We start from the raw sequence: 20,564 nt of genomic DNA, 5'->3' as shown, positions 1-20,564 counted from the left end.
ACGTTTCTATATACGTATGAAACTTCAAAAAAGTTACATTTTTTTTGCCCCAAATCCAATTCTATCACAAATATACTGTCCGTTTTCGCAATATGCAACCAGCTCATTCTGAATAAATTGATAGACCTCTTCTTTTTCTTCTTCAGGATAAAGCACATGAACATTGGCCCCTGCATCCAAAGTAAAACATACATGGGTGCCCGAAGCCTCTCGAAAAGCCCATATTTTATTGATGATCTCGAGGGTATCAGGTTTCATCAATATGAAATACCGCTGGCTTGTCATCATCATCGCATGCAATGTCAAGGCCTCGCTTTCTACAATGTTGATGAATTCGGTTAGATTTCCATTTTTAAAAACGGATTTTAATTTTGACAGATTTTCGTGCGCTTGGTCGAACCGCCGGGCGGCAAACGGATGATCGTGCATCAATTCGTGACCAACGGTACTGCTCACTTGTTTTTGCCCCTTGTCAACCAGAAGAATGGTGTCGTGATAGTTCTTGAAATTGCCATGTACTTCATACGGATATTTTATTCCGAACAAATCGGAGCTCCCAATTGTGCCATCATGGCTTCCCCAATGTACAAGATCGCCCTCGATACTCCGTGCCGCGCTACCAGAACCCAAGCGCGCTATGAAAGAAGCTTTTTTTTTCAAATACGCTTCGGTGGTCTCGGCATTCAATAACTTTTCTACATCCATTAAACACAGGGCCAACGCGGCAAAACCACTGGCCGAAGAAGCAATTCCACTGCTGTGGGGAAAAGAATTCGAGGTTTCAATAGTAAAATGATATGCCTTCAAAAACGGCAGAAATGGTTCAATTCGTTTAAAAAAAGTCTCAATCTTTGGTTTAAAGCCTTCCATGGGTTTTCCCTCGAACCATAAATCAAATGAAAATTCATCCGACGGGGTATTTCTTGGAACAAAACCCAAAGTGGTCGTCGTAGAACAGGCATCCAAAGTAAAACTGATCGAAGGGTTTGCCGGGATTTGACCTGCTTTTTTACCCCAATATTTGACCAAGGCGATATTGCTCGGAGCCTTCCATTTTACTTTTCCCGCCCCCAAGGAGGTCGAATTGTTCCGAAAAATAAAATCTTTTTCCGTCATGAATTTCAATTTGTGCAAAGATAGGTTTTAAGAGATTTAACAAAGTTATAGATCTGATCAATCTCCTGCGATGGCCTGCGCCGCAATATATCCTCCAGTCCAGGCGTTTTGAAAATTGAAACCCCCCGTAATGGCATCAACATTGATGACCTCACCGGCGAAATACAAGTTAGGCAACAGTTTGCTCTGCATGGTCTTGAAATCGATTTCTTTTAGATCGACCCCGCCGGCTGTCACAAACTCTTCCTTAAAAGTACTCTTTCCATCAACACTAAATTCGCACCGGGTCAATTGATCGGCCAGATTTTGGAGCTGTACCTTGGTTATTTCAGCCCACTTCAGGTCTTTGGGAATAACGGCCGCCCTGACCAAATTCGACCACAAGCGTCGAGGTATGTCAACGGCTTTTGTTCTTAAAACAGTTTTTTTAGCTTCGACCTCACGCACTTCTTTCAAGAAGGGAAGAACGGCACCCGTATGAAATTGCGGGAGCCAATTGATCCGAATCCTGAACCGGTACCCAAGTTCGTTCAATGTGATTGCGCCCCATGAAGATAACTTTAAAATAGCGGGGCCGCTCATGCCCCAATGTGTTATCAAAACCGGACCTTCTGACCGAAGTAAAGGTTCATCAGAAACCGAACTACGTAATTTGATCGTTATCTTGGGGCTAAAGGTTTTCCTTGCCAGCACTTCAACTATGACGTTCGTACTCAGGCCGGGAATTCCTTTGATCCTATCATCATCGATGTTGAAGGTGAACAACGACGGTACGGGAGCAACGATAGTATGCCCCTGATCCCTCAAAGAATTCCATATCTTGGTACTACTTCCCGTGGCAATTAAAAGTTTATTTGCCTCATATTCTCCTTTGATCGTTGTAACATGCCAATGACAGTCCTTTTTGTCCGTGGTTTTAGCAGGTATACAGCGAAAATCCGTTACCGTACTATGCCGATAAACCTTAATTCCCAGTCTCTCGGCTTCCTTAACAAAAAACTCGATAATGGTACGTGAAGTATTCGATTTGGGAAACATGCGACCGTCTTCCTCTACTTTCAAAGGAACACCCTTTTCTTCAAAAAAAGCGACCGTATCACCACTGCCATGGGTATGGAAAGGTCCGAGAAGTTCTTTTTCGCCACGAGGATAGTTTTTTACCAATTCAGACGGGTCAAATTCACCGTGGGTAACGTTGCATCGGCCACCACCTGAAATTCTGACTTTGGAAAGCACTTCCTTACCACGTTCAAGAATGGCAATTCTAAGATCTTTATTGGCCTCGGCCATATGAATTGCCGCATAAAAGCCTGCAGCTCCCCCGCCAACAATGATGACATCGTACATTAACGAACACGTTCTGGAAAGTTCGTGATAATACCATCGACTTTAAGGTCTTTCATGGCCCTTATATCAGTCGAATCATTGACCGTCCAAGTATAGACTTTAAGACCCTCACTTTTTATTTTATCCACGACCTCAAGGTTCAATTTATTAAAGTTGGGGTTGATCGCTTCGGCATTGAGGTCTTTTGCAATTGATAGCGCTTTTATAGGGTCATCTTCGGTGAGTACCGCAATAGGTATTGTGGGGTTAAGTTCCCTAATGGCCTTGAGCTCATCCCATTTAAAACTAGAAATCAAGAAATTGTCCAATTGCCACCCTTTCTCTTTTACGTAATAATTGACGATGAAATTGACCCTGTCGGCGGTATCGGAACCTTTTAGCTCGATATTTAGGCGCACCTTATTATCGATCAATTTAAGAACGTCTTGTAACATCGGTATACGATGATTGCCGTCGAGCGTCACTTTATTAAGCTCAAATATGTTGTATTCCTCGATTCGCCCACCTGCATTGGATAGGCGTTCGAGCCGTTCATCGTGAAACACCACGATTTCCCCGCTTTTAATCTTAAAAACATCGATCTCGATCATATCGACCCCGAGATCTAATGCTTTTTGGATGGATGCCAAGGTGTTTTCCGTCTCGTGGCCCATTGCACCTCGATGCCCTATAACCAATGGTTCTTTCATAGTACAACTCGAAAAAGTAAGAATCACAAGTGTGACAACGCAAATAATCCTCATGACCGTTTCAGGTTTAGTTAAGGGCAAAAATAAAAGATTCCAACGGATTTAACCCCACATTGATCTTACCCATACCCTGTTCAACTCTTAACCGCGCCATGCTTCCATATAGCATATCGGTGCATTCGTAATCCCCATCTTCCAATTTCCATTTTTGTATTACATCTTTGGGAATCTTAAGTTCAAACCCATAATGCCTTTCGGCATCAAAATTGGAAATTACGATCAATTTTTCCTTCTCGGACCATCTCACGAAAGACAATACCCTGTGGTCATAGTTTTCAGTATGTTCACGATTGTAATAATGTATGTCTTGATAGTCGCCCATCAATGCATCGCTCGATATGGTAAAATTCAAAAGTCGCTTGTAGAAATCACGTAAATCTGTTTCTTCCTCGCTTAATAGCGCACCATCGAACTTTTTGTCGTTTACCCATCTTTGATGGTTTGGCACCCCTACATAGTCAAAGATCGAGGTTCGTGTCGGACTACCGAATCCTGCACGCTCCTTAGCCGGCTCCCCTACTTCTTGACCAAAATATATCATGGTGGGCGAAGTACTTATGGTTGCCGAAACAACCATTGCCGGTTTGCCTTTTTGAGCGTCACCCGCAAAATCGGGACTGGCGATCCGCTGTTCGTCATGGTTCTCCAAAAAGTGTAGCATGTGATGTTCGATATCTTGCAAACCCTGCTGAACTTTGGGAATATGGTCCGTCCACCCATGTCCCTGCATGATATGTTTCAAACTATCATAAAGCTCTACCTTGTCATACAGGTAGTCCATTTTTCCCTTTCGAATATAGTCCCGATACAAACCAGGGTTGTAGACCTCGGCCAACAGAAAAGCATCCGGATTCTTCATTTTGATATGGGAATTCATGTAGCTCCAAAACTCCACGGGTACCATCTCTGCCATATCGAACCGAAAACCATCAACGCCGATTTGCAACCAGTAGAGCGCAATATCCTTAAATTTTTTCCATGACTTCGGTACATCTTTATCGGACCAAAAGGCATGATGTTCCTTATAATCCTTAGTATCGAAATCTTCGGGAAGCATATCAAAATCATAGGATCCATCTGGGCGCACACCGTAGTTAATCTTGACCGTCTCATACCAATCGTTCATATCGGGCCGGGGAGAGCGCGATCCGTTTCCGGTCCATTTGGCAGGTACTTCGTTAACTTTTCCATCTGCCATAGCATTGGGTTCTCCGCCCAAAGGGAGGTAACCATTATGCCATTCAGGTACCTGAAACGGAACTCCGGGCACATAATAGAAATCATTGTTCCGATCAAATTCGACCGCAACATCATCAGAAACGCCAAACGGTTCGGAACCTACGGGTGTCGATTTTCCTTCATAATTGCGTGCGACATGGTTGGGCACGATATCGATCAGCAGTTTGAGTCCGGCCCCATGTGTTCTATGGACCAGCGCCTTGAATTCTTCCAACCTCTTTTCAGGATCGTCTGCAAGATCCGGATTCACATTATAATAGTCTTTCACCGCATATGGTGATCCTGCACGACCTTTGACTACATCGGGGTCGTCGTTTGAAATACCGTATTCGGTATAGTCGGTTACCAAAGCATGGTGCGGAACACCGGTATACCAAATATGGGTGACGCCCAAGTCTTTGATTTCCTTCAACGCTTTTTCATTGAAATCCGAAAACTTGCCCACACCATTTTCTTCGATGGTACCCCAAGGTTTGTTAGTAGTATTAGTATTGCCAAAGAGTCTGGTAAAAACTTGATATACGACCTCTTTCTTATTGCCCTTTTTGTCAAACGACCCCATATTCTCAGTTTCTTTTATATTCGGTGCGCATCCAAAAATCAACAGCAATGATAAAATCGAATATTTGTTCATGGCACTTTGTTAATTTCGGGATCTTTCAACAGATCATGATCAATGGCATACCTCTGCTATTCTACTTTGACCACCGCTGGATGATCCGGAGAAACAACGACCCGTTTACCGTTGACACGAATCGAGATTTCTTCCTTACCGTCCAATTCGAACCGGGTTTGCCCACTACTAACGATTACCTTTAGTATTCTCTTTCTGAAATTGATCTTGAACGAATACCCTTTCCATTGTTTTGGTATTCTCGGAACGAACGAAAGTTTATCATCGATGACGCGCATACCCGCAAAACCTTCGACAATACTCATCCATGTGCCGGCCATCGAAGTGATATGAAGGCCTTCTTCGACCTCTTTGTTGTAATCGTCCAAATCTAATCGCGAGGTGCGCAGGTAGAACTGGTAGGCCTGTTCCATTCGATTCAATTTGGCGGCCTGAATACTGTGAACACAGGGCGACAATGAAGATTCATGTACGGTAAAGGGCTCATAGAAATCGAAATGCCGTTCCAGTTCGTCAAGTGTGAAATCGGATTCGAACAAATAAAAACCTTGCAGTGTATCGGCCTGCTTGATATAGGGCGATCGTAAAATACGATCCCAACTCCATTTCTGGTTGATAGGCCTTTGTGATTTTGGCAGATCGGCAACGGTAATCAATTCTTTGTCCAAAAATCCGTCTTGTTGCAGGTAAACCTCCTTCTCCTTTGAGTATGGAAAATATAGATTGTCCGCCACTTTTTGCCATTGTCCTATTTCACGATCGTTCAATTTGGTCAGGCCTACGATTCTTTTATAATCATCTGGATATCCATCTTTGACCTTATTCAATTGTTCAACAGTGAAATTAATGCACCATTTGGCCAAATAATTGGTATACCAATTGTTGTTGACATTGTTCTCATACTCGTTCGGCCCGGTAACGCCCAGAATAACGTATTTCTCTTTTTGTTGCGAAAAGGTCGCCCTTTGGTGCCAGAACCTTGAAATACCTATTAATACCTCTAGCCCCATTTCAGGAATATAAGTATAGTCGCCGGTATATCGATAATAATTATAGATAGCGAAGGCGATGGCGCCGTTGCGGTGTATTTCCTCAAAGGTGATTTCCCATTCGTTATGGCACTCCTCACCGTTCATGGTCACCATGGGATATAGTGCGGCACCGTTCGAAAAGCCCAGCTTCTGAGCATTTTCAATGGCCTTTTCTAAGTGGTTGTACCTGTATTTCAACAAATTCCTGGCGACTTTTTGGTCTTTGGTCGCCATGTAGAACGGAATGCAATAGGCCTCGGTATCCCAATAGGTGCTGCCTCCATATTTTTCACCTGTAAAGCCTTTGGGGCCGATGTTCAATCTGGAATCCCTGCCCAAGTAGGTCTGGTTCAAATGAAAGATATTGAACCGTATACCCTGTTGCGCCTTGGTATCGCCTTCAATGGTGATATCGCTCATATCCCAAATCTTGCCCCAAGACGCTTTCTGTTTAGCCAGCAATTCATCAAAACCAATGTCGGTCGCCTTCTGCAATACTTTTTTTGCCGCATCGACCAATTCGGTTGACTTATGGTTTCTGGAAACTGTATAGCCCCCGAATTTATGAAGTGTGGCGGTCTGTCCTTTCCCTACTTTCAGCGTATATCGATGCCCAACCCATAGCTCTTTTTGTTCTTCGGAGATCTCTTCTTCGACCATTCTATCTTGCAAGAACAAACGGGATTCCATAAAAGTACATACGCCGAAGTTCGTCTTTAACGTATGTGACTCGATAAAGGCCTGAGCACCTTCTGACCGTACGTTGGTAGTATTCCAGAATTTATCGTCCCAATTGGTATCTTCATTAGTAATGCCACTATCTAAATAAGGAATGAAAGTTATTTCGGAATCCGAATCAAGAGGAATGATTTCATATTTTATGGCCCCGACCTCATCGATATCCAAACTAAGAAAACGGGTTACGTTCACGTCCAATTTTATGTCATTTGGGGTAACGGCCCTGAATTTTCGTTGGTACCAGCCTTCTTTCATATTGAGTTCCCTTCGAAAACCGTCGACTTTCTTACAAGTATTCAAATCTAACGGTTCACCGTTGACCAGAACGTTGATGCCGATCCAGTTGGGTGCGTTCAATACCTTCGCAAAATATTCGGGGTAACCATTTTTCCACCACCCTACCCGGGTCTTATCAGGATAGTAGACCCCTGCGATATAACTGCCTTGAAAAGTATCCCCTGAATATTGTTCTTCAAAATTGGCCCGTTGCCCCATGGCGCCGTTGCCAATACTAAAAATACTTTCGGAAGATTTTACATTTTCTTTGTCAAAGCCCTCTTCAATGATAGACCATTCGTCAGGTTTGATATAGTCTTGATTCATAGATCACTGTGTTTAATGTTTTATAACCGGATTATCGATCTGATATTTTCAGTTTCTTGATTTAATTCTTAAACTTAGTTCTTTTATGGAATTTTTACCAAAAAAAGTTAGCGGAACCCAATACAATAAAATTGGGAAATCTATGATTTAATTTCTGTCAGTAGCGCCCCCAACCGATCTGCGATTGGCAATGAATCCCATATTAATTGTACTCTTTGGTTCCATTCTTAGTTTTCAAGTCCACATTTTATTGATTGTGAGCAAAAAGAGTCGAAAATCATTAAATTCTGTATTTACCTATCGATCAATGAATCTAGAAATTCGAAATCGATTTGGGTAAAATCGGTAAAATTGTACTTTGCCTGGAGCAAGACAGCGGGGTCTCCAATTCCTATGCTGGTCATTCCTGCAGTGTTGGCCGCTTCTATTCCGGCCAAGGCATCTTCGAAGACAACACAGTTTTCAAGCTCGACCCCCAAATTTTTTCCTGCTATCAAGAACACTTCTGGATCCGGTTTTGCCCTTGTCACCAAATTGCCGTCGACAATCGTATCAAAATACGATAATAAGCTTACTTTTTGTAGAATGGGTTCGGCGTTCTTACTTGCAGATCCGAGAGCCATAGGTATTTTTTTTCTTTTTAGGTAATCGAGAACTTTTGGCACATCGGGCAATATCTCGGATTCATCCATTCGGTCAATATAAGATAGATAATCTTCATTTTTTTCGAACAACCAAGCATCGATCTGTTGTTGTGTGGCATCGATATGCCCCATTTCCAATAAAATCTCAAGACATCTTTTACGGCTTACCCCTTTGAAGCGTTCGTTGTCTTCTTCAGTAAATTCAACACCTAATTCGTCCGCCAATTTTTTCCAGGCTAAATAATGATATTTGGCGGTATCGACGATTACACCGTCTAAATCGAATATAAATCCGGTTTTGTTCATTCTTACAATCTATTTATTAATCAGTTATCGGTTGAATCTCTCTCCATAATTGTAGCCTTAATAATCTCGGTTCGATAAGTCTCTTGTTCCATATCTTCATCATTGATCTCTTTCTCAATTTTTTCTATCAATAGTTTGGCGGCCATCTCGCCCATTTGTTCGCCGTGTTGTGCCACGGTGGTCAATGAAGGCCGCGAGTGCCTGGACAATATTCCGTCGGTAAAGCCGATAAAGGCTATATCCTCAGGCACCTTGTAACCAAGTTTTTGGGCAATTCCCATGCAACATACAGCGAATATTTCATTAACGCACAGCACCGCATCTATTTGCTCTCTCTCAAAAAAACCTGTAATAACGTTCTCATCGATATGATCATAGGCCAATGTCAAAATCAAGTTTTCATTAATAGTACGGCCATTGTCTTTCAAAGCGTCTATGTAACCGTTTGCACGCTCTTCACTCACATTGAAATAGCTCTCGTTCGTAACGAGGGCGATACGTTCCCTACCATTCGCCAAGAATTTAAGGACGGCCTCATAGGCAATCTGCCTATCATTGATGACGACCTTATCACAATTTACTTGATCTGTGACCCTATCAAAAAGAACGACCGGGATTCCTTGCCCCATCACCTCTGTAATGTGATTGAAATCGTTCTGTCGCTGTGTTGCACCCGATAGGGCCATTATAAAACCGTCAACGCTTCCGTTGGCCAGCATTTCCATGTTGATCACCTCTTTATCGAACGATTCATCTGAAACACATACGATTACGTTATATCCCCTATCGCTCGCATATTTCTCGATTCCCCTAAAAACAGTAGTAAAAAAGTGGTGGACAATATTCGGGATGATTACCCCGATATTCTTGGTCTGCTTATTCTTGAGGCTAATGGCAATGTTGTTCGGCTTATAGTTGTAAAGTCTAGCAAAGGCTTGAACTTTCTCCTTGGTATCCCTGCCGATCTCGTCACTATTTCTCAACGCCTTTGATACGGTCGAAACAGAAACTTCCAGTTCGCGGGCAATATGTTTTAGTGTGATTTTTTTTTTCACTTTTTAGCGAGGATATTCTAAATTAATTATGCCGCATTAATAGACTTTAGGCATTAATTAAAATTCAATGAAATTAAAGCTTTGATTCAACGATACGCATATGTGCGTTTTACTCGAATATTTCATAAGGCCTTTCAGGGCCCTAAAGTTTTTTACTAAAAAATGAACCCATCAAAAAACCCAAGGTTCAAGGCCAAAGTTAATCTAAACATACATAAATTCATGACCGAATTTAATTGAAATTGGAAAGTTTTGTGTTTGTATCATCGGTCTAAAAACAATATCTTGACCTTTCTAATTCTTCCATTCTATGTATTCCATCGGTTATGATTTGGGCAGCTCGTCAATAAAGGCGGCATTGGTGGAAACGGCAACCGGCAAAAGTGTTTCCGTAATTAACGAGCCCAATGTAGAGATGGGCATGATCGCCGTTCAGAACGGTTGGGCCGAACAACATCCCGATGACTGGTGGAAACATATCTGCACTGCCACCAAAAGACTGATTTCAGAAAATGATATCGACCCGAAAAAAATAACAGGTATCGGAATTTCATATCAAATGCACGGTCTGGTCGTTGTTGACAAAGATGGAAGACCATTGCGCAATTCCATTATTTGGTGCGATAGCCGTGCAGTGGAAGTCGGTCAGAAAGCATTTGACGATCTGGGGAACGCAAAGTGTGCGGAGCAACTATTGAATTCCCCTGCAAATTTTACCGCCTCCAAATTGAAATGGGTCAAAGAAAATGAACCTCAACTATACGAGCGCATATACAAATTCATGCTCCCGGGCGACTATGTTGCCTATAAGTTGAGCGATACGATCTGTTCCACAATTTCAGGGCTTTCCGAGGGTATTTTTTGGGATTTCAAAAAAAACGCCATAGCCGATTGGCTTTTGGACTATTATGGCATTGACGAAGATCTGGTCCCCGAAGTCAAGGATACTTTTTCCGTTCAAGGAAAAGTCTCGAAAGAAGGGGCTGCAGCATCGGGACTTGCCGAGGGCACGCCAATTTTATATCGTGCCGGGGATCAGCCCAATAATGCGCTATCATTGAATGTTTTCAACCCCGGGGAAGTGGCCGCGACCGGAGGAACTTCCGGGGTCATGTACGCCATTACCGACAACCTTTCGGTCAAGGAAAGTGCACGGGTCAATAATTTTGCCCACGTCAATTATACCGTCAAAAATACCCGCATCGGCAAAATGGCCTGTATCAATGGGGCGGGCATTATGTACAGATGGCTCATGAACAATCTGAAGGTCGCTTCATACGAAGAAATGAACGAGCTTGCAGCATCGGCTCCGGTAGGTTCAGATGGGGTTACGATTCATCCCTTTGGCAATGGTGCCGAACGTGTATTGAACAACAAAACCATCGGTACACGAATGGCCAATATCAATTTGAACAACCATGATAAGGCGCATCTATGTCGGGCGGCTTTGGAAGGAATCGCTTTCTCGTTTGTCTATGGCATGGAAATCATGAAAACCGATGGGATCAAACCGCAGGTCATACGGGCAGGCAACGATAATCTTTTCCGATCGGATATATTTTCGGATACCATCGCAACCCTTATCGGACAGGAAATCGAAATTTACAATACTACGGGGGCCATTGGCGCGGCAAGGGCCTGTGTACTCCATAAAGGTGATTTTGACACATTCGGAAAGCAGATAATCGACAATGATTATGTAATGGGCTTCGCGCCTTCGAAAGATATACAGGCCTATAAATCGGCCTATGAAAAATGGAAAAACGAACTGGAACAACTTTTAAGAACAAAAAACGACTAACATGGCATTATTAGGAAACAAAGAATATTTTAAGGGAATCGGCGAGATAAAGTTTGAAGGCAGGGAGTCCGATAACCCTTTGGCTTTTAAATATTATAATCCCGACCAAATTGTGGCCGGAAAGACCATGCGCGAACATTTTAAGTTCGCGATAGCCTACTGGCATACCTTCTGCGGACAAGGTGCCGACCCATTCGGACCAGGAACCCAAAATTTTCCGTGGGACCAGCCTTCGGATGCACTTGATGCCGCAAAGCAAAAAGCCGATGCCGCGTTCGAGTTCATCACGAAAATGGGATTCGATTATTTCTGTTTCCATGATTTCGATTTGGTTCAGGAGGCTTCAACTTTTACTGAATCGGAAAAAAGATTGGCCGCTATCGTCGATTATATCAAGGGTAAAAAGGCAGAATCAGGCGTTAAGCTTTTGTGGGGCACGGCCAATTGCTTTTCAAATCCCCGATATATGAACGGAGCTTCTACCAATCCTGATTTTAATGTATTGGCCCGTGCCGGCGGACAAATAAAACTGGCCTTGGACGCCACCATAGCACTTGGCGGCGAAAATTATGTTTTCTGGGGCGGACGCGAAGGTTATATGTCATTGTTGAACACCGATATGAAACGTGAATTGGACCATATGGGAAGGTTTTTGGGAATGGCGAGGGACTATGCGCGCAGTCAGGGTTTTAAAGGCACTTTCTTCATAGAACCAAAGCCAATGGAACCCATGAAACACCAATATGATTTCGATGCGGCCACAGTGGTCGGGTTTTTGCACCAACATGGCCTGCAAGACGATTTTAAACTGAACATCGAGGTCAACCATGCCACATTGGCCAGCCATACTTTCCAACATGAACTCGAAATGGCGGCCGTTCATGGTATGTTGGGCAGTGTCGATGCCAACCGTGGAGACTATCAAAATGGATGGGATACCGATCAATTTCCGAACAATATCACTGAATTGACCGAGGCCATGTTGGTCTTCTTACAAAGTGGAGGGCTGCAAGGCGGCGGTGTGAATTTCGACGCGAAAATCAGAAGGAATTCCACTGACATGGAAGATGTCTTCCATGCCCATATCGGCGGGGCCGATACGTTCGCCAGGGCACTGATTACGGCCGACAAGATTATTTCATCCTCTCAATATACGGAACTGCGCAAAAAACGCTATAGTTCGTTCGATTCGGGAAAAGGAAAGGATTTCGAAAATGGGAAGCTCGATTTTAAAGATCTTTACGAAATCGCCAAGGATAATGGAGAACTTGAACTGCAAAGTGGTAAACAAGAATTGTTCGAGAATATTGTGAACCAGTATATCTAAAAAATGTCACTGCAAGGAACGAAGGAGTCCCAAGTTAGATTCCTCGTTCCTCGGAATGACAAATAATCACTTCGCAAAGTAAATATAAATAGCCACTACGATCAGACAGACCACGATACCGACCTGCTTGGTATATTTATAAGGCTCTATGGAGACCTGTTTGGTATATTCTTGTACATAAGGGGTTTCCCTCGGTCGAATCTTGCCGATAATAAGCATTATAGCGACATTCAACAAAAAGAGAATGGCCATTACATGAAGAAAATGGGGATAGGCCTCTGCCTCTACCATTCGTAAAGCCGTCTCATCGGTAATTCCGGACTCCCTGGCTGCCTGCAATGCTTTTTCCACTCTATTGGGACCGATAAAGAACTGGCTCAAAATATAGAGTCCCGAACCTAAGAATATGGCAATTTTTGCGGCGATGGCTGGCACTCTTTTGGTCAAGTATCCCACCACTATAATGGTCAATATGGGAATATTATAAATTCCGTTGACTTCCTGTAAATAATCAAAAATACTTCCTGCGCTGTCAATCACGGGAGCAATGAACATGGCCGCAAGTGCCAGGCAAACCCCAAATATTTTCCCATATTTGACAACGGTTCTTTCGGAAGCGTCCTTATTAATGTGCTGTTTGTATATATCAAGACCAAAAAGGGTGACCGAACTGTTCAACACACTATTGAACGAGCTCAAAATTGCCCCGAAAAGCACGGCCGCAAAAAAGCCTACCAAAGGCTTTGGCAATACTTCCCTTACGAGTTCGCCATAGGCCGAATTAGAATCGATACTACCACTGAAATAATGATAGGCGATCATACCGGGAAGCACCAAAATAAGTGGCCCAAGTATTTTAATGAACGAGGCCAGCAACAATCCTTTTTGACCTTCGGCAAGGTTCTTTGCCCCCAGGGCCCGCTGTATAATCTGTTGATTTGTTCCCCAATAAAAAAGCTGTACGAGCATCATACCGGTAAAAATTGTGGCAAAAGGCACTTCTTGCCAGTATTCGCCCGTCGAGTCAAAACGCTCTGGATTTGCCGCTATTAAAGTGTCCAAACCACCTATAACGCTTCCGTCACCGATGGCCATTAAACCAAATACAGGTATCAATACCCCTCCGATCAATAGACCTATGGCATTAATGGAATCGGAAACCGCCACGGCCTTCAATCCGCCAAAAACGGCATATATGGAACCAATAATTCCAATTCCCCAGACACAAATGACCAATGCGGAGCTCTCGGAAACGCCCAAAAGATTCGGAACATCGAACATGCCACTGATCGCTTTGGCTCCGGAAAACAGGATTACGGGCAGTAGCACCACCACATATCCTGTCAGAAACAAGCCCGAAGTAATGGTTTTTGTAGTAATATCAAACCTACCCGCCAAAAATTGGGGTACCGTGGTCAATCCTCCTTTTAGATACCTGGGCAACAAAAATATGGCGGTGACCACCATGGTTATTGCCGCCAGAGTTTCCCAAGCCATTACAGAAAGTCCATCCTTGTATGCACTTCCGTTAAGCCCTACAATTTGTTCAGTCGAAAGATTGGTCAATAATAGTGATCCGGCAATAACACCGGCAGTCAGGCTTCTTCCCCCTAAAAAATACCCATCAGAAGAGTTTTCATCGGTTTTTCTGGTAGCGAAATAAGAAATTATGGCTACCATCAAGGTAAAGCCTACAAAAGAAAGGATTCCCAACATAGTTATTGAGGTTTGGTTATTGGCCAATAAATATATCGGATTATTTATGAATATTAAGATTTAATGCCATTTTTCTAACATATAAATTAAGGAAATTGTACTAAAAAAACAGAAAAGAATCGGCATCGATAATTCAATATCGTAACCGATGAAAAATACCGGTTCATGATTATAGCGGCGAAGCCCTTGAAAAAGGCAGAAAATAGACGTAAATTTGTAGGCGCGGAAATTATGCCCGAGCTTCATTTAAAAGGTATAAATTAAAAGGCCATGAAAAAGATTTTTATCCTAGCATCTGTATCAATCCTCATAGGTTCCTGTGCGACAGAAACTAAGACCGAGGCGATAGAAGTTACCCCTGAACAGTTGCATAGATCCGTCGATAAAGTTGTGGAAATCATGATCCACGATATTTTTTCTCCTCCAGTGGCCAGTCGCATTTTTGCCTACCCTAATATCGCCGCCTATGAAATCATGGCCCTGAACAACGATGAATACCTTTCTTTGGAAGGCCAAGTAGGGCAATTGGGCGCCATACCGAAACCCGATTCCACGAAGACCGTCAATTATGATGTTGCCGCAATGGTCGCGCATTTAGAACTTAGCAAGAGACTGATTTTCTCAGAAAAACGCTTGGAAACTTTTAGGGACAGTCTTTATGGAATATGGCAAGGAAAAAACCCTGAACTCTTCAACGATTCAAAAGACTATGGATTGCAGGTCGCCGATTTTGTCGGAGCATGGATGAACAAGGACAATTACCCCCAGACCCGTACCATGCCCAAGTTCACGGTCGATACCGACGACCCTACTAGGTGGCAACCTACACCACCTGCCTATATCGAGGCCATTGAACCCCATTGGAACAAGATACGGCCATTCGTTATCGACTCGGCAAACCAGTTCAAGCCAGCTCCCCCCTACCCATTTTCCCTCGAAAAAGAATCGGCGTTCTATAAAGAACTAAAAGAAGTGTACGATGTCGGCAAAAAGATCGAGAAAGAAGGTGACGACTCTGAAGAAATACAAATAGCGCAGTTCTGGGACTGCAATCCATATGTTTCGGTAACCCGGGGGCATCTGATGTTCGCCACAAAAAAAATCAGCCCCGGTGCACATTGGATCGGTATCGCAAAAATCGCTAGCAGAAAGACCAATAGCGATTTCGCCAAAACCGTATATGCCTATACAAAAACGTCAATCGCCATTGCCGATGCCTTCATTAGCTGTTGGGACGAAAAATACCGAAGCAATTTGATCCGGCCCGAAACGTTGATCAATCAACATATCGACGAGAATTGGCAACCTGTACTTCAAACTCCTCCATTTCCCGAGTACACGAGCGGCCACTCTGTTGTTTCGGGTGCCGCCGCAACCGCATTGACCGATATTTTCGGCGATAATTTTTATTTCGACGACGATACCGAGGTAGCTTATGGCTTACCAGTACGCAGCTTCAATTCTTTTAGGGAAGCAGCAGACGAGGCGGCCATCAGTAGAATGTATGGTGGCATACACTACCGAATGGCCATTGAGGTAGGGGTAAAACAAGGTAGAGATCTCGGCAAATTTGTTATCGACAACTTGAAGATGACCAGAGATTCGCATATGGCCTCCAACCCATAACCTATGTTCAAAACTTCATGGTTTTTCCTTCTTTTTTATATAGCCTCGGGTTGCGGTAATTTCGGTAAGTTAGATTTCATTGCCAGACTACCCAATGCGCTGAAAGAAAACTCCGGCATCGCCTATTATCCAGAATCGGGGTCGTTATGGTTGGTCGAAGACAACGGCAACAAGGATATTATTTACAACGTCGATTTCAAGGGAAACATAATGAAAGAACTTGAAGTCAAGAACGCCAAGAACCATGACTGGGAAGATTTGACCACCGACAAAAAGGGCAATCTATATATCGGCGACTTCGGCAACAACGATAATGACAGAAAAAATCTGGTCATTTATAAACTACCGAACCCTAATTCGAAAAGCGGAAAAAAAATAAGGGCCCAACAAATAAAATTCAATTATCCCGAGCAAGAAGGTTTCCCCCCCGGACGGCACAGAAAACTCTTTGATGCGGAAGCGTTCTTTCATCACGGTTCGCATTTATATATCATAACAAAAAATCGTGCCAATCCGTTTACGGGTGAGGCAATGATATACAAGGTACCTGATAGACCTGGCGATTATAAGGCAAAGTTGTTGGGAAGGATAAAAACATGCGGCGATTGGGATACCTGTCAAGTTACTTCGGCCGACATTTCGCCAAATGGCAAAGATATCGTCTTGCTAGGGTATGGCAAACTATGGTCACTTTCGAACTTTGATCTTGCCACTGATGATTTTACAAAGGTCAAATCGAGGGAAATCGATCTGGACGTGCGTACGCAGCTTGAATCAGTTTGCTTTAAGGACAATACCTCTTTATTTCTTTCAGATGAGGAGCAACATAAGCTTGGGAGAAATCTATATTCGTACAACTTCAAGAGGTAATTCGGCCATGACCAACTTGTTTTGGGTTTTGCTAAAACCCAAAGCCTAGACCGAAAGAAAACCTAATTCCGTCAATACTGTTGAAAAGTGCTATTCTAGCCGTGATTATATCAGCAGTATTCAAGAAAAAACCGCCACCATATGAGGTATGCCAGACTTTTGAAAAGTCATCTGCCAACCAAACGCGGCCATAATCGAATCCTCCATAGAGACCATATGATATTGGCAAAATACCTGTTCTTCCCTTACCCATGCTCCACCTAATATCGGTATTCTGATAGTACGATTTTTTACCTGTAAATCGTTGATTTCGAAATCCGCGAAGTCCGTCTACCCCCCCAATACTTGCAGCCTGATAAAATTCGTACCCATTGCCGATATTGAAATGGGCCTTCCATTTTGTTGCCAATACAAGTTTGCCATTGGGTACCAACTTGTATTCAAAAGACAGGCTAGGTATGATATATCCAAAACTTCCACCGTTACCTATCGCCGTCTTATACCCGATATGTAACGAAGTGGCCATGCCCATTGTCGGAAAGGCAGTATTATCGGTATTTGAATAGGAATATTGCCCATCTATCCCTAAAAAACTTTTGCTACTATCTTCATTGTTGGCCACATAGAACGTATTTATGAACCGGTTTGCGGTCTCCTCTACGGTAATCGCCTCATAAGAAATGCCTGCCCTAACCTTGCTTTCCAATTGACCCCTCCATACCAAAGATGGAGAAAATCTGATCGTCTGAAATCGTACCCTATTATAATCCATTTCGAGCTCATCTTCAGGGTTCTCGGAATCATTCCCCAAACCGAAGAAGTTGATGGCATAATTCGGACTTGTAAACTTCGCTTCAAGTTGAAAATTAGCTTTATCAGTAATGTTGGCGAACTCCCCGGAATATTGCAAATCAAATCCACTGGTGGCAAAATAATAAGATGCATCGAGGCTATGCCGCTGCGTGAACGGATTTTGTCGAAACCCATTAAAAGTATAAGTATTTGCAACGCCGAAGTTAAATCCGTCATCAGGATTAAAGCCAATCTTCGGAAGAATTTGATTGGCACTGCTTCTAAATCGTGTAGGCCGATATGTATTTACGTCGTAATTATCTGTAAGCCTGACCTTTGCACCCACAACATTCTTTAAGGTATTCTTTTTCGATTTATAATCATAGACAAAAGTGTTACCCCTTCCACTTACCTCATAAATATCATTGTTCTGTCCGCCAATTAGTCGAACCTTTATGCGATTATCCTTTTTGCCCGATACCACAAAACGGTCATCGTCATCTAACCCATATACCCAGATCTCCTTGGTTTCATCTTCTCTGAATTCTCCATTGAAGAACCTTTTTTTTCGCTCACCATCAATAATACGGTAGCCACTTACCTCAACTGCACCATCTTTGTTTTCAATTTCGAACCAGTCGTCTTTATCGGTTCCTGAAACTACCGCATATTTTTTGATTATGCCGTAATATTCAAGTGCCGTACTTTCGATACTTGCCAATCTGGATAATAGTACTCTTTTTATTTCATCGACCGTTTTGTCGCGAACTTCTTTGGGAAAACTCTCAAAGGCCTCATCGATAACATCACGGGTCAAACTTTCTCGAAGGAATTTTGCTTCTTTCGACCAATCCTCCCGTTTCGTTGCATTCAACAAGGCCACATCGAGAACATAGGTCTTCGGCGAGGAATTGAAGCCTTCCACACTTCGGATGTTATCATTAAAACCTTCCATCAAACGCAACCCCGGTATCATGCGGGTCGCCAAGGCCATAACAAACCCATCGCCCATGTTCGAAAATGCTTGGTCGCGATCTCTAGGAACAGGCCGATAGATTCTCTTATTGGAATTCTTTTTCTTGAATTCGGCCCATCGCCATTGGTCTACGTGACGATCCCAATCACCAACGACCATATCGAATAAACGCGCACGAAGGTACATTTTCGAATCTACCTCATACTTTTCATCATCTCTAAGTCTATCGAGCATATCATCGGTACTTATCAATTTATCGCTGTAACCAAAACTGGCCAGATTACCGTGACCGTCGCCTGTATGCTCCTCTATCATATAGAGCTCGTCACCAAAGTCGTTATTAAAATCTTCTAACGCCGGTTGTTTAGGTACGTAGTATAAAACAGGGTTGGTGTGATAGATACCCGCGGCATCAGAAAGTCTGCCCATGGCAAAAGGAGCATATGGATGCGCCCCCGTATAAAAATCAAGCAAGAACGTTTGCAGATAACTGTCTTGAAGTTCGTCCATCAAATACTGGTCGGGAAAAACCATCGACTGTAAGTATAATTCAGAAACTTTTCGAATGGCCCGCATTACATATTCCTTGCCATCTTTGTGCCTTAATCGAAGTGATTTTGACTGATGTCCACCACCTTTTCTAACAGGTGCCAGCCCACCAAAAAGCGTGTCGAGATTCACTGTTGGCACAGTTACCGGGGTACCATAATATTTTCGATAGCGTTCACCCCATAAGCTTTTAAAAAATTTGTTTTTATCTATTTCTTCGGGAGTATAAACGGCTGCGGTCGCTTCCATTGGAAAATCTTCGGCATACCTGTTCTCGTTTATTACCCTTGTAGGAGCCAACACATTGGACGCATATAAAAATTCTTCTTCGCCATTATCTCCCACCCCATAGAAACGCACTGTAGAAGACCCGTCTTCATAAACATGAAGAACGGCATAACCCATTCTTCCAGTAACGAACTTACTGCCGTTCAAAAGTCGGGCAGTACCTTTTTTTGCCCCAGAACCGCTAACGATTTGGTAGGTACTTTTTTCAACAATGTATTGCAAGGTATGCTCATGCCCTGAAACCATAATAACCTTATCGGAATATTGTGCCAGTGTAACGAGCCGTTTTTTAAGTTCTCTATATCTTTTGTTCTGTTCATCTGCTATCGAGGCTCCGGCGGTACGGCGCAACACATTGATAAAAGTGCCCAGAACTGGAAGTGGCCCAAATTTCCCTTTTGGATATAAATGCCGCTTGAGGGAGTATTGCCCCCCATGCGGCCCGTAAGAGAACATAGGATGGTGCATTGCCAAAATTGTAGTTTTATCGGCATTCTTTTTAATCTCACTTTCAATTTCCTCAAAGAATTTCTCTCTACTTTTAATTTCACATTTGTCATTGATGTCGGGCCTTTTATTCCAGTTGGTCAGATACCATTCGGTGTCGAGTACTATGATAGCTACCTTGTCATTGACATCAATCGTCTCGATCGGGCAACCGTTCTCAGGAAAAAAGGCTTTTTTATTGTTCAAGGCCTTTTGAATGTATTTTTGTTCACGCTCCAGACCTACAAGACCCTCGGTATACCAATCATGATTGCCAGGTATAAAAAAGGGATGCCCTTTGAAATCATTCAAAGTGTTTATTTGCGCATCAAGATGGTTCTTGGCCTCTATATAAGCTATTGTAGAATCTTTTGGGTCTGGTAGTCCTGCAGGATAAATGTTATCACCAAGAAAAATCGCCGTACTGTTCTTATCGGCCCTATCGAGTCTATTCTTGAACAATTTGAGTGCGTTATTCATATCTCCCATTGGCGAAAGCCCGGCATCGCCGATCAAATAAAAGGTATGCGAAACTTTCTTGTTGACGAGAATATCTTTACGGCCCGAATCATCTGCGTATTTAGAATGATACGTTGCGCAACCCGTGAGAAAGAGCGATAAGGCGATAAATGCAAAATGTTTAGGAATACCGATAATTTTCAAAATTAAAA

Annotated in this window: 13 protein-coding genes; 4 read left to right on the top strand and 9 right to left on the bottom strand. The window is 43.0% G+C overall.

The genetic code is table 11. The features are described 5' to 3' along the window. Positions 1-33: 33 nt before the first annotated feature. From ACEZ3G_RS08290 to ACEZ3G_RS08260, 7 genes are all read right to left on the bottom strand, one after another. Positions 34-1,116 (bottom strand): diphosphomevalonate/mevalonate 3,5-bisphosphate decarboxylase family protein, encoded by a 1,083-nt coding sequence (locus ACEZ3G_RS08290; RefSeq protein WP_432424973.1) that lies wholly within the window; start codon positions 1,114-1,116, stop codon positions 34-36. A gap of 57 nt (positions 1,117-1,173) precedes the next feature. Further along, positions 1,174-2,463 carry a BaiN/RdsA family NAD(P)/FAD-dependent oxidoreductase gene (locus ACEZ3G_RS08285; protein ID WP_432424972.1) on the bottom strand — a complete coding sequence of 430 codons (1,290 nt, stop codon included), beginning with the start codon at positions 2,461-2,463 and terminating at the stop codon, positions 1,174-1,176. After that, a complete protein-coding gene (locus ACEZ3G_RS08280) occupies positions 2,463-3,152 on the bottom strand; it encodes a glycerophosphodiester phosphodiesterase (RefSeq protein WP_432424971.1) in 690 nt (229 codons plus the stop codon). The genes ACEZ3G_RS08285 and ACEZ3G_RS08280 overlap by 1 nt, the downstream gene beginning before the upstream one ends. Before the next feature lie 67 nt (positions 3,153-3,219). Continuing rightward, positions 3,220-5,085, bottom strand: coding sequence for an alpha-amylase family protein (locus tag ACEZ3G_RS08275; protein WP_432424970.1), 1,866 nt, complete (start codon positions 5,083-5,085; stop codon positions 3,220-3,222). Between the two features lie 56 nt (positions 5,086-5,141). Next, positions 5,142-7,457, bottom strand: coding sequence for a glycoside hydrolase family 65 protein (locus ACEZ3G_RS08270; RefSeq protein ID WP_432424969.1), 2,316 nt, complete (start codon positions 7,455-7,457; stop codon positions 5,142-5,144). Positions 7,458-7,750: 293 nt separating this feature from the next. Next, positions 7,751-8,407, bottom strand: a complete 657-nt coding sequence (gene pgmB, locus ACEZ3G_RS08265; protein ID WP_432424968.1) for a beta-phosphoglucomutase — start codon at positions 8,405-8,407, stop codon at positions 7,751-7,753. A 20-nt stretch (positions 8,408-8,427) separates the two neighbouring features. Next, complete coding sequence (locus tag ACEZ3G_RS08260; RefSeq protein ID WP_432424967.1) at positions 8,428-9,462, bottom strand: LacI family DNA-binding transcriptional regulator; 1,035 nt, start codon at positions 9,460-9,462, stop codon at positions 8,428-8,430. A gap of 310 nt (positions 9,463-9,772) precedes the next feature. Between ACEZ3G_RS08260 and ACEZ3G_RS08255 the strand changes: the two genes are divergently transcribed. Both ACEZ3G_RS08255 and xylA read left to right on the top strand, forming a co-directional pair. Continuing rightward, on the top strand, positions 9,773-11,263 hold the full coding sequence (locus tag ACEZ3G_RS08255; protein WP_432424966.1) for a xylulokinase: 1,491 nt from the start codon (positions 9,773-9,775) through the stop codon (positions 11,261-11,263). Position 11,264: 1 nt separating this feature from the next. Next, the gene (gene xylA / locus ACEZ3G_RS08250) at positions 11,265-12,590 is read left to right on the top strand and encodes a xylose isomerase (RefSeq protein WP_432424965.1); all 1,326 of its coding nucleotides are present in this window, start codon (positions 11,265-11,267) and stop codon (positions 12,588-12,590) included. Positions 12,591-12,656: 66 nt separating this feature from the next. Here xylA and ACEZ3G_RS08245 read toward each other — a convergent pair whose 3' ends face one another. After that, positions 12,657-14,306, bottom strand: a complete 1,650-nt coding sequence (locus ACEZ3G_RS08245) for a solute:sodium symporter family transporter (protein ID WP_432424964.1) — start codon at positions 14,304-14,306, stop codon at positions 12,657-12,659. A gap of 270 nt (positions 14,307-14,576) precedes the next feature. Between ACEZ3G_RS08245 and ACEZ3G_RS08240 the strand changes: the two genes are divergently transcribed. Both ACEZ3G_RS08240 and ACEZ3G_RS08235 read left to right on the top strand, forming a co-directional pair. Beyond that, positions 14,577-15,932, top strand: coding sequence for a vanadium-dependent haloperoxidase (locus tag ACEZ3G_RS08240; RefSeq protein ID WP_432424963.1), 1,356 nt, complete (start codon positions 14,577-14,579; stop codon positions 15,930-15,932). Positions 15,933-15,935: 3 nt separating this feature from the next. Further along, positions 15,936-16,802 (top strand): hypothetical protein, encoded by an 867-nt coding sequence (locus tag ACEZ3G_RS08235; protein ID WP_432424962.1) that lies wholly within the window; start codon positions 15,936-15,938, stop codon positions 16,800-16,802. Between the two features lie 31 nt (positions 16,803-16,833). On the opposite strand, the gene ACEZ3G_RS08230 is transcribed toward ACEZ3G_RS08235, so the two are convergent. Continuing rightward, positions 16,834-20,556, bottom strand: coding sequence for a metallophosphoesterase (locus ACEZ3G_RS08230; protein WP_432424961.1), 3,723 nt, complete (start codon positions 20,554-20,556; stop codon positions 16,834-16,836). Positions 20,557-20,564: the final 8 nt, after the last annotated feature.

This window comes from Meishania litoralis, from assembly GCF_042611095.1.
Taxonomy (GTDB): Bacteria; Bacteroidota; Bacteroidia; order Flavobacteriales; family Flavobacteriaceae; genus Meishania; species Meishania litoralis.
This window is presented reverse-complemented; position numbering and strand designations above follow the sequence as displayed.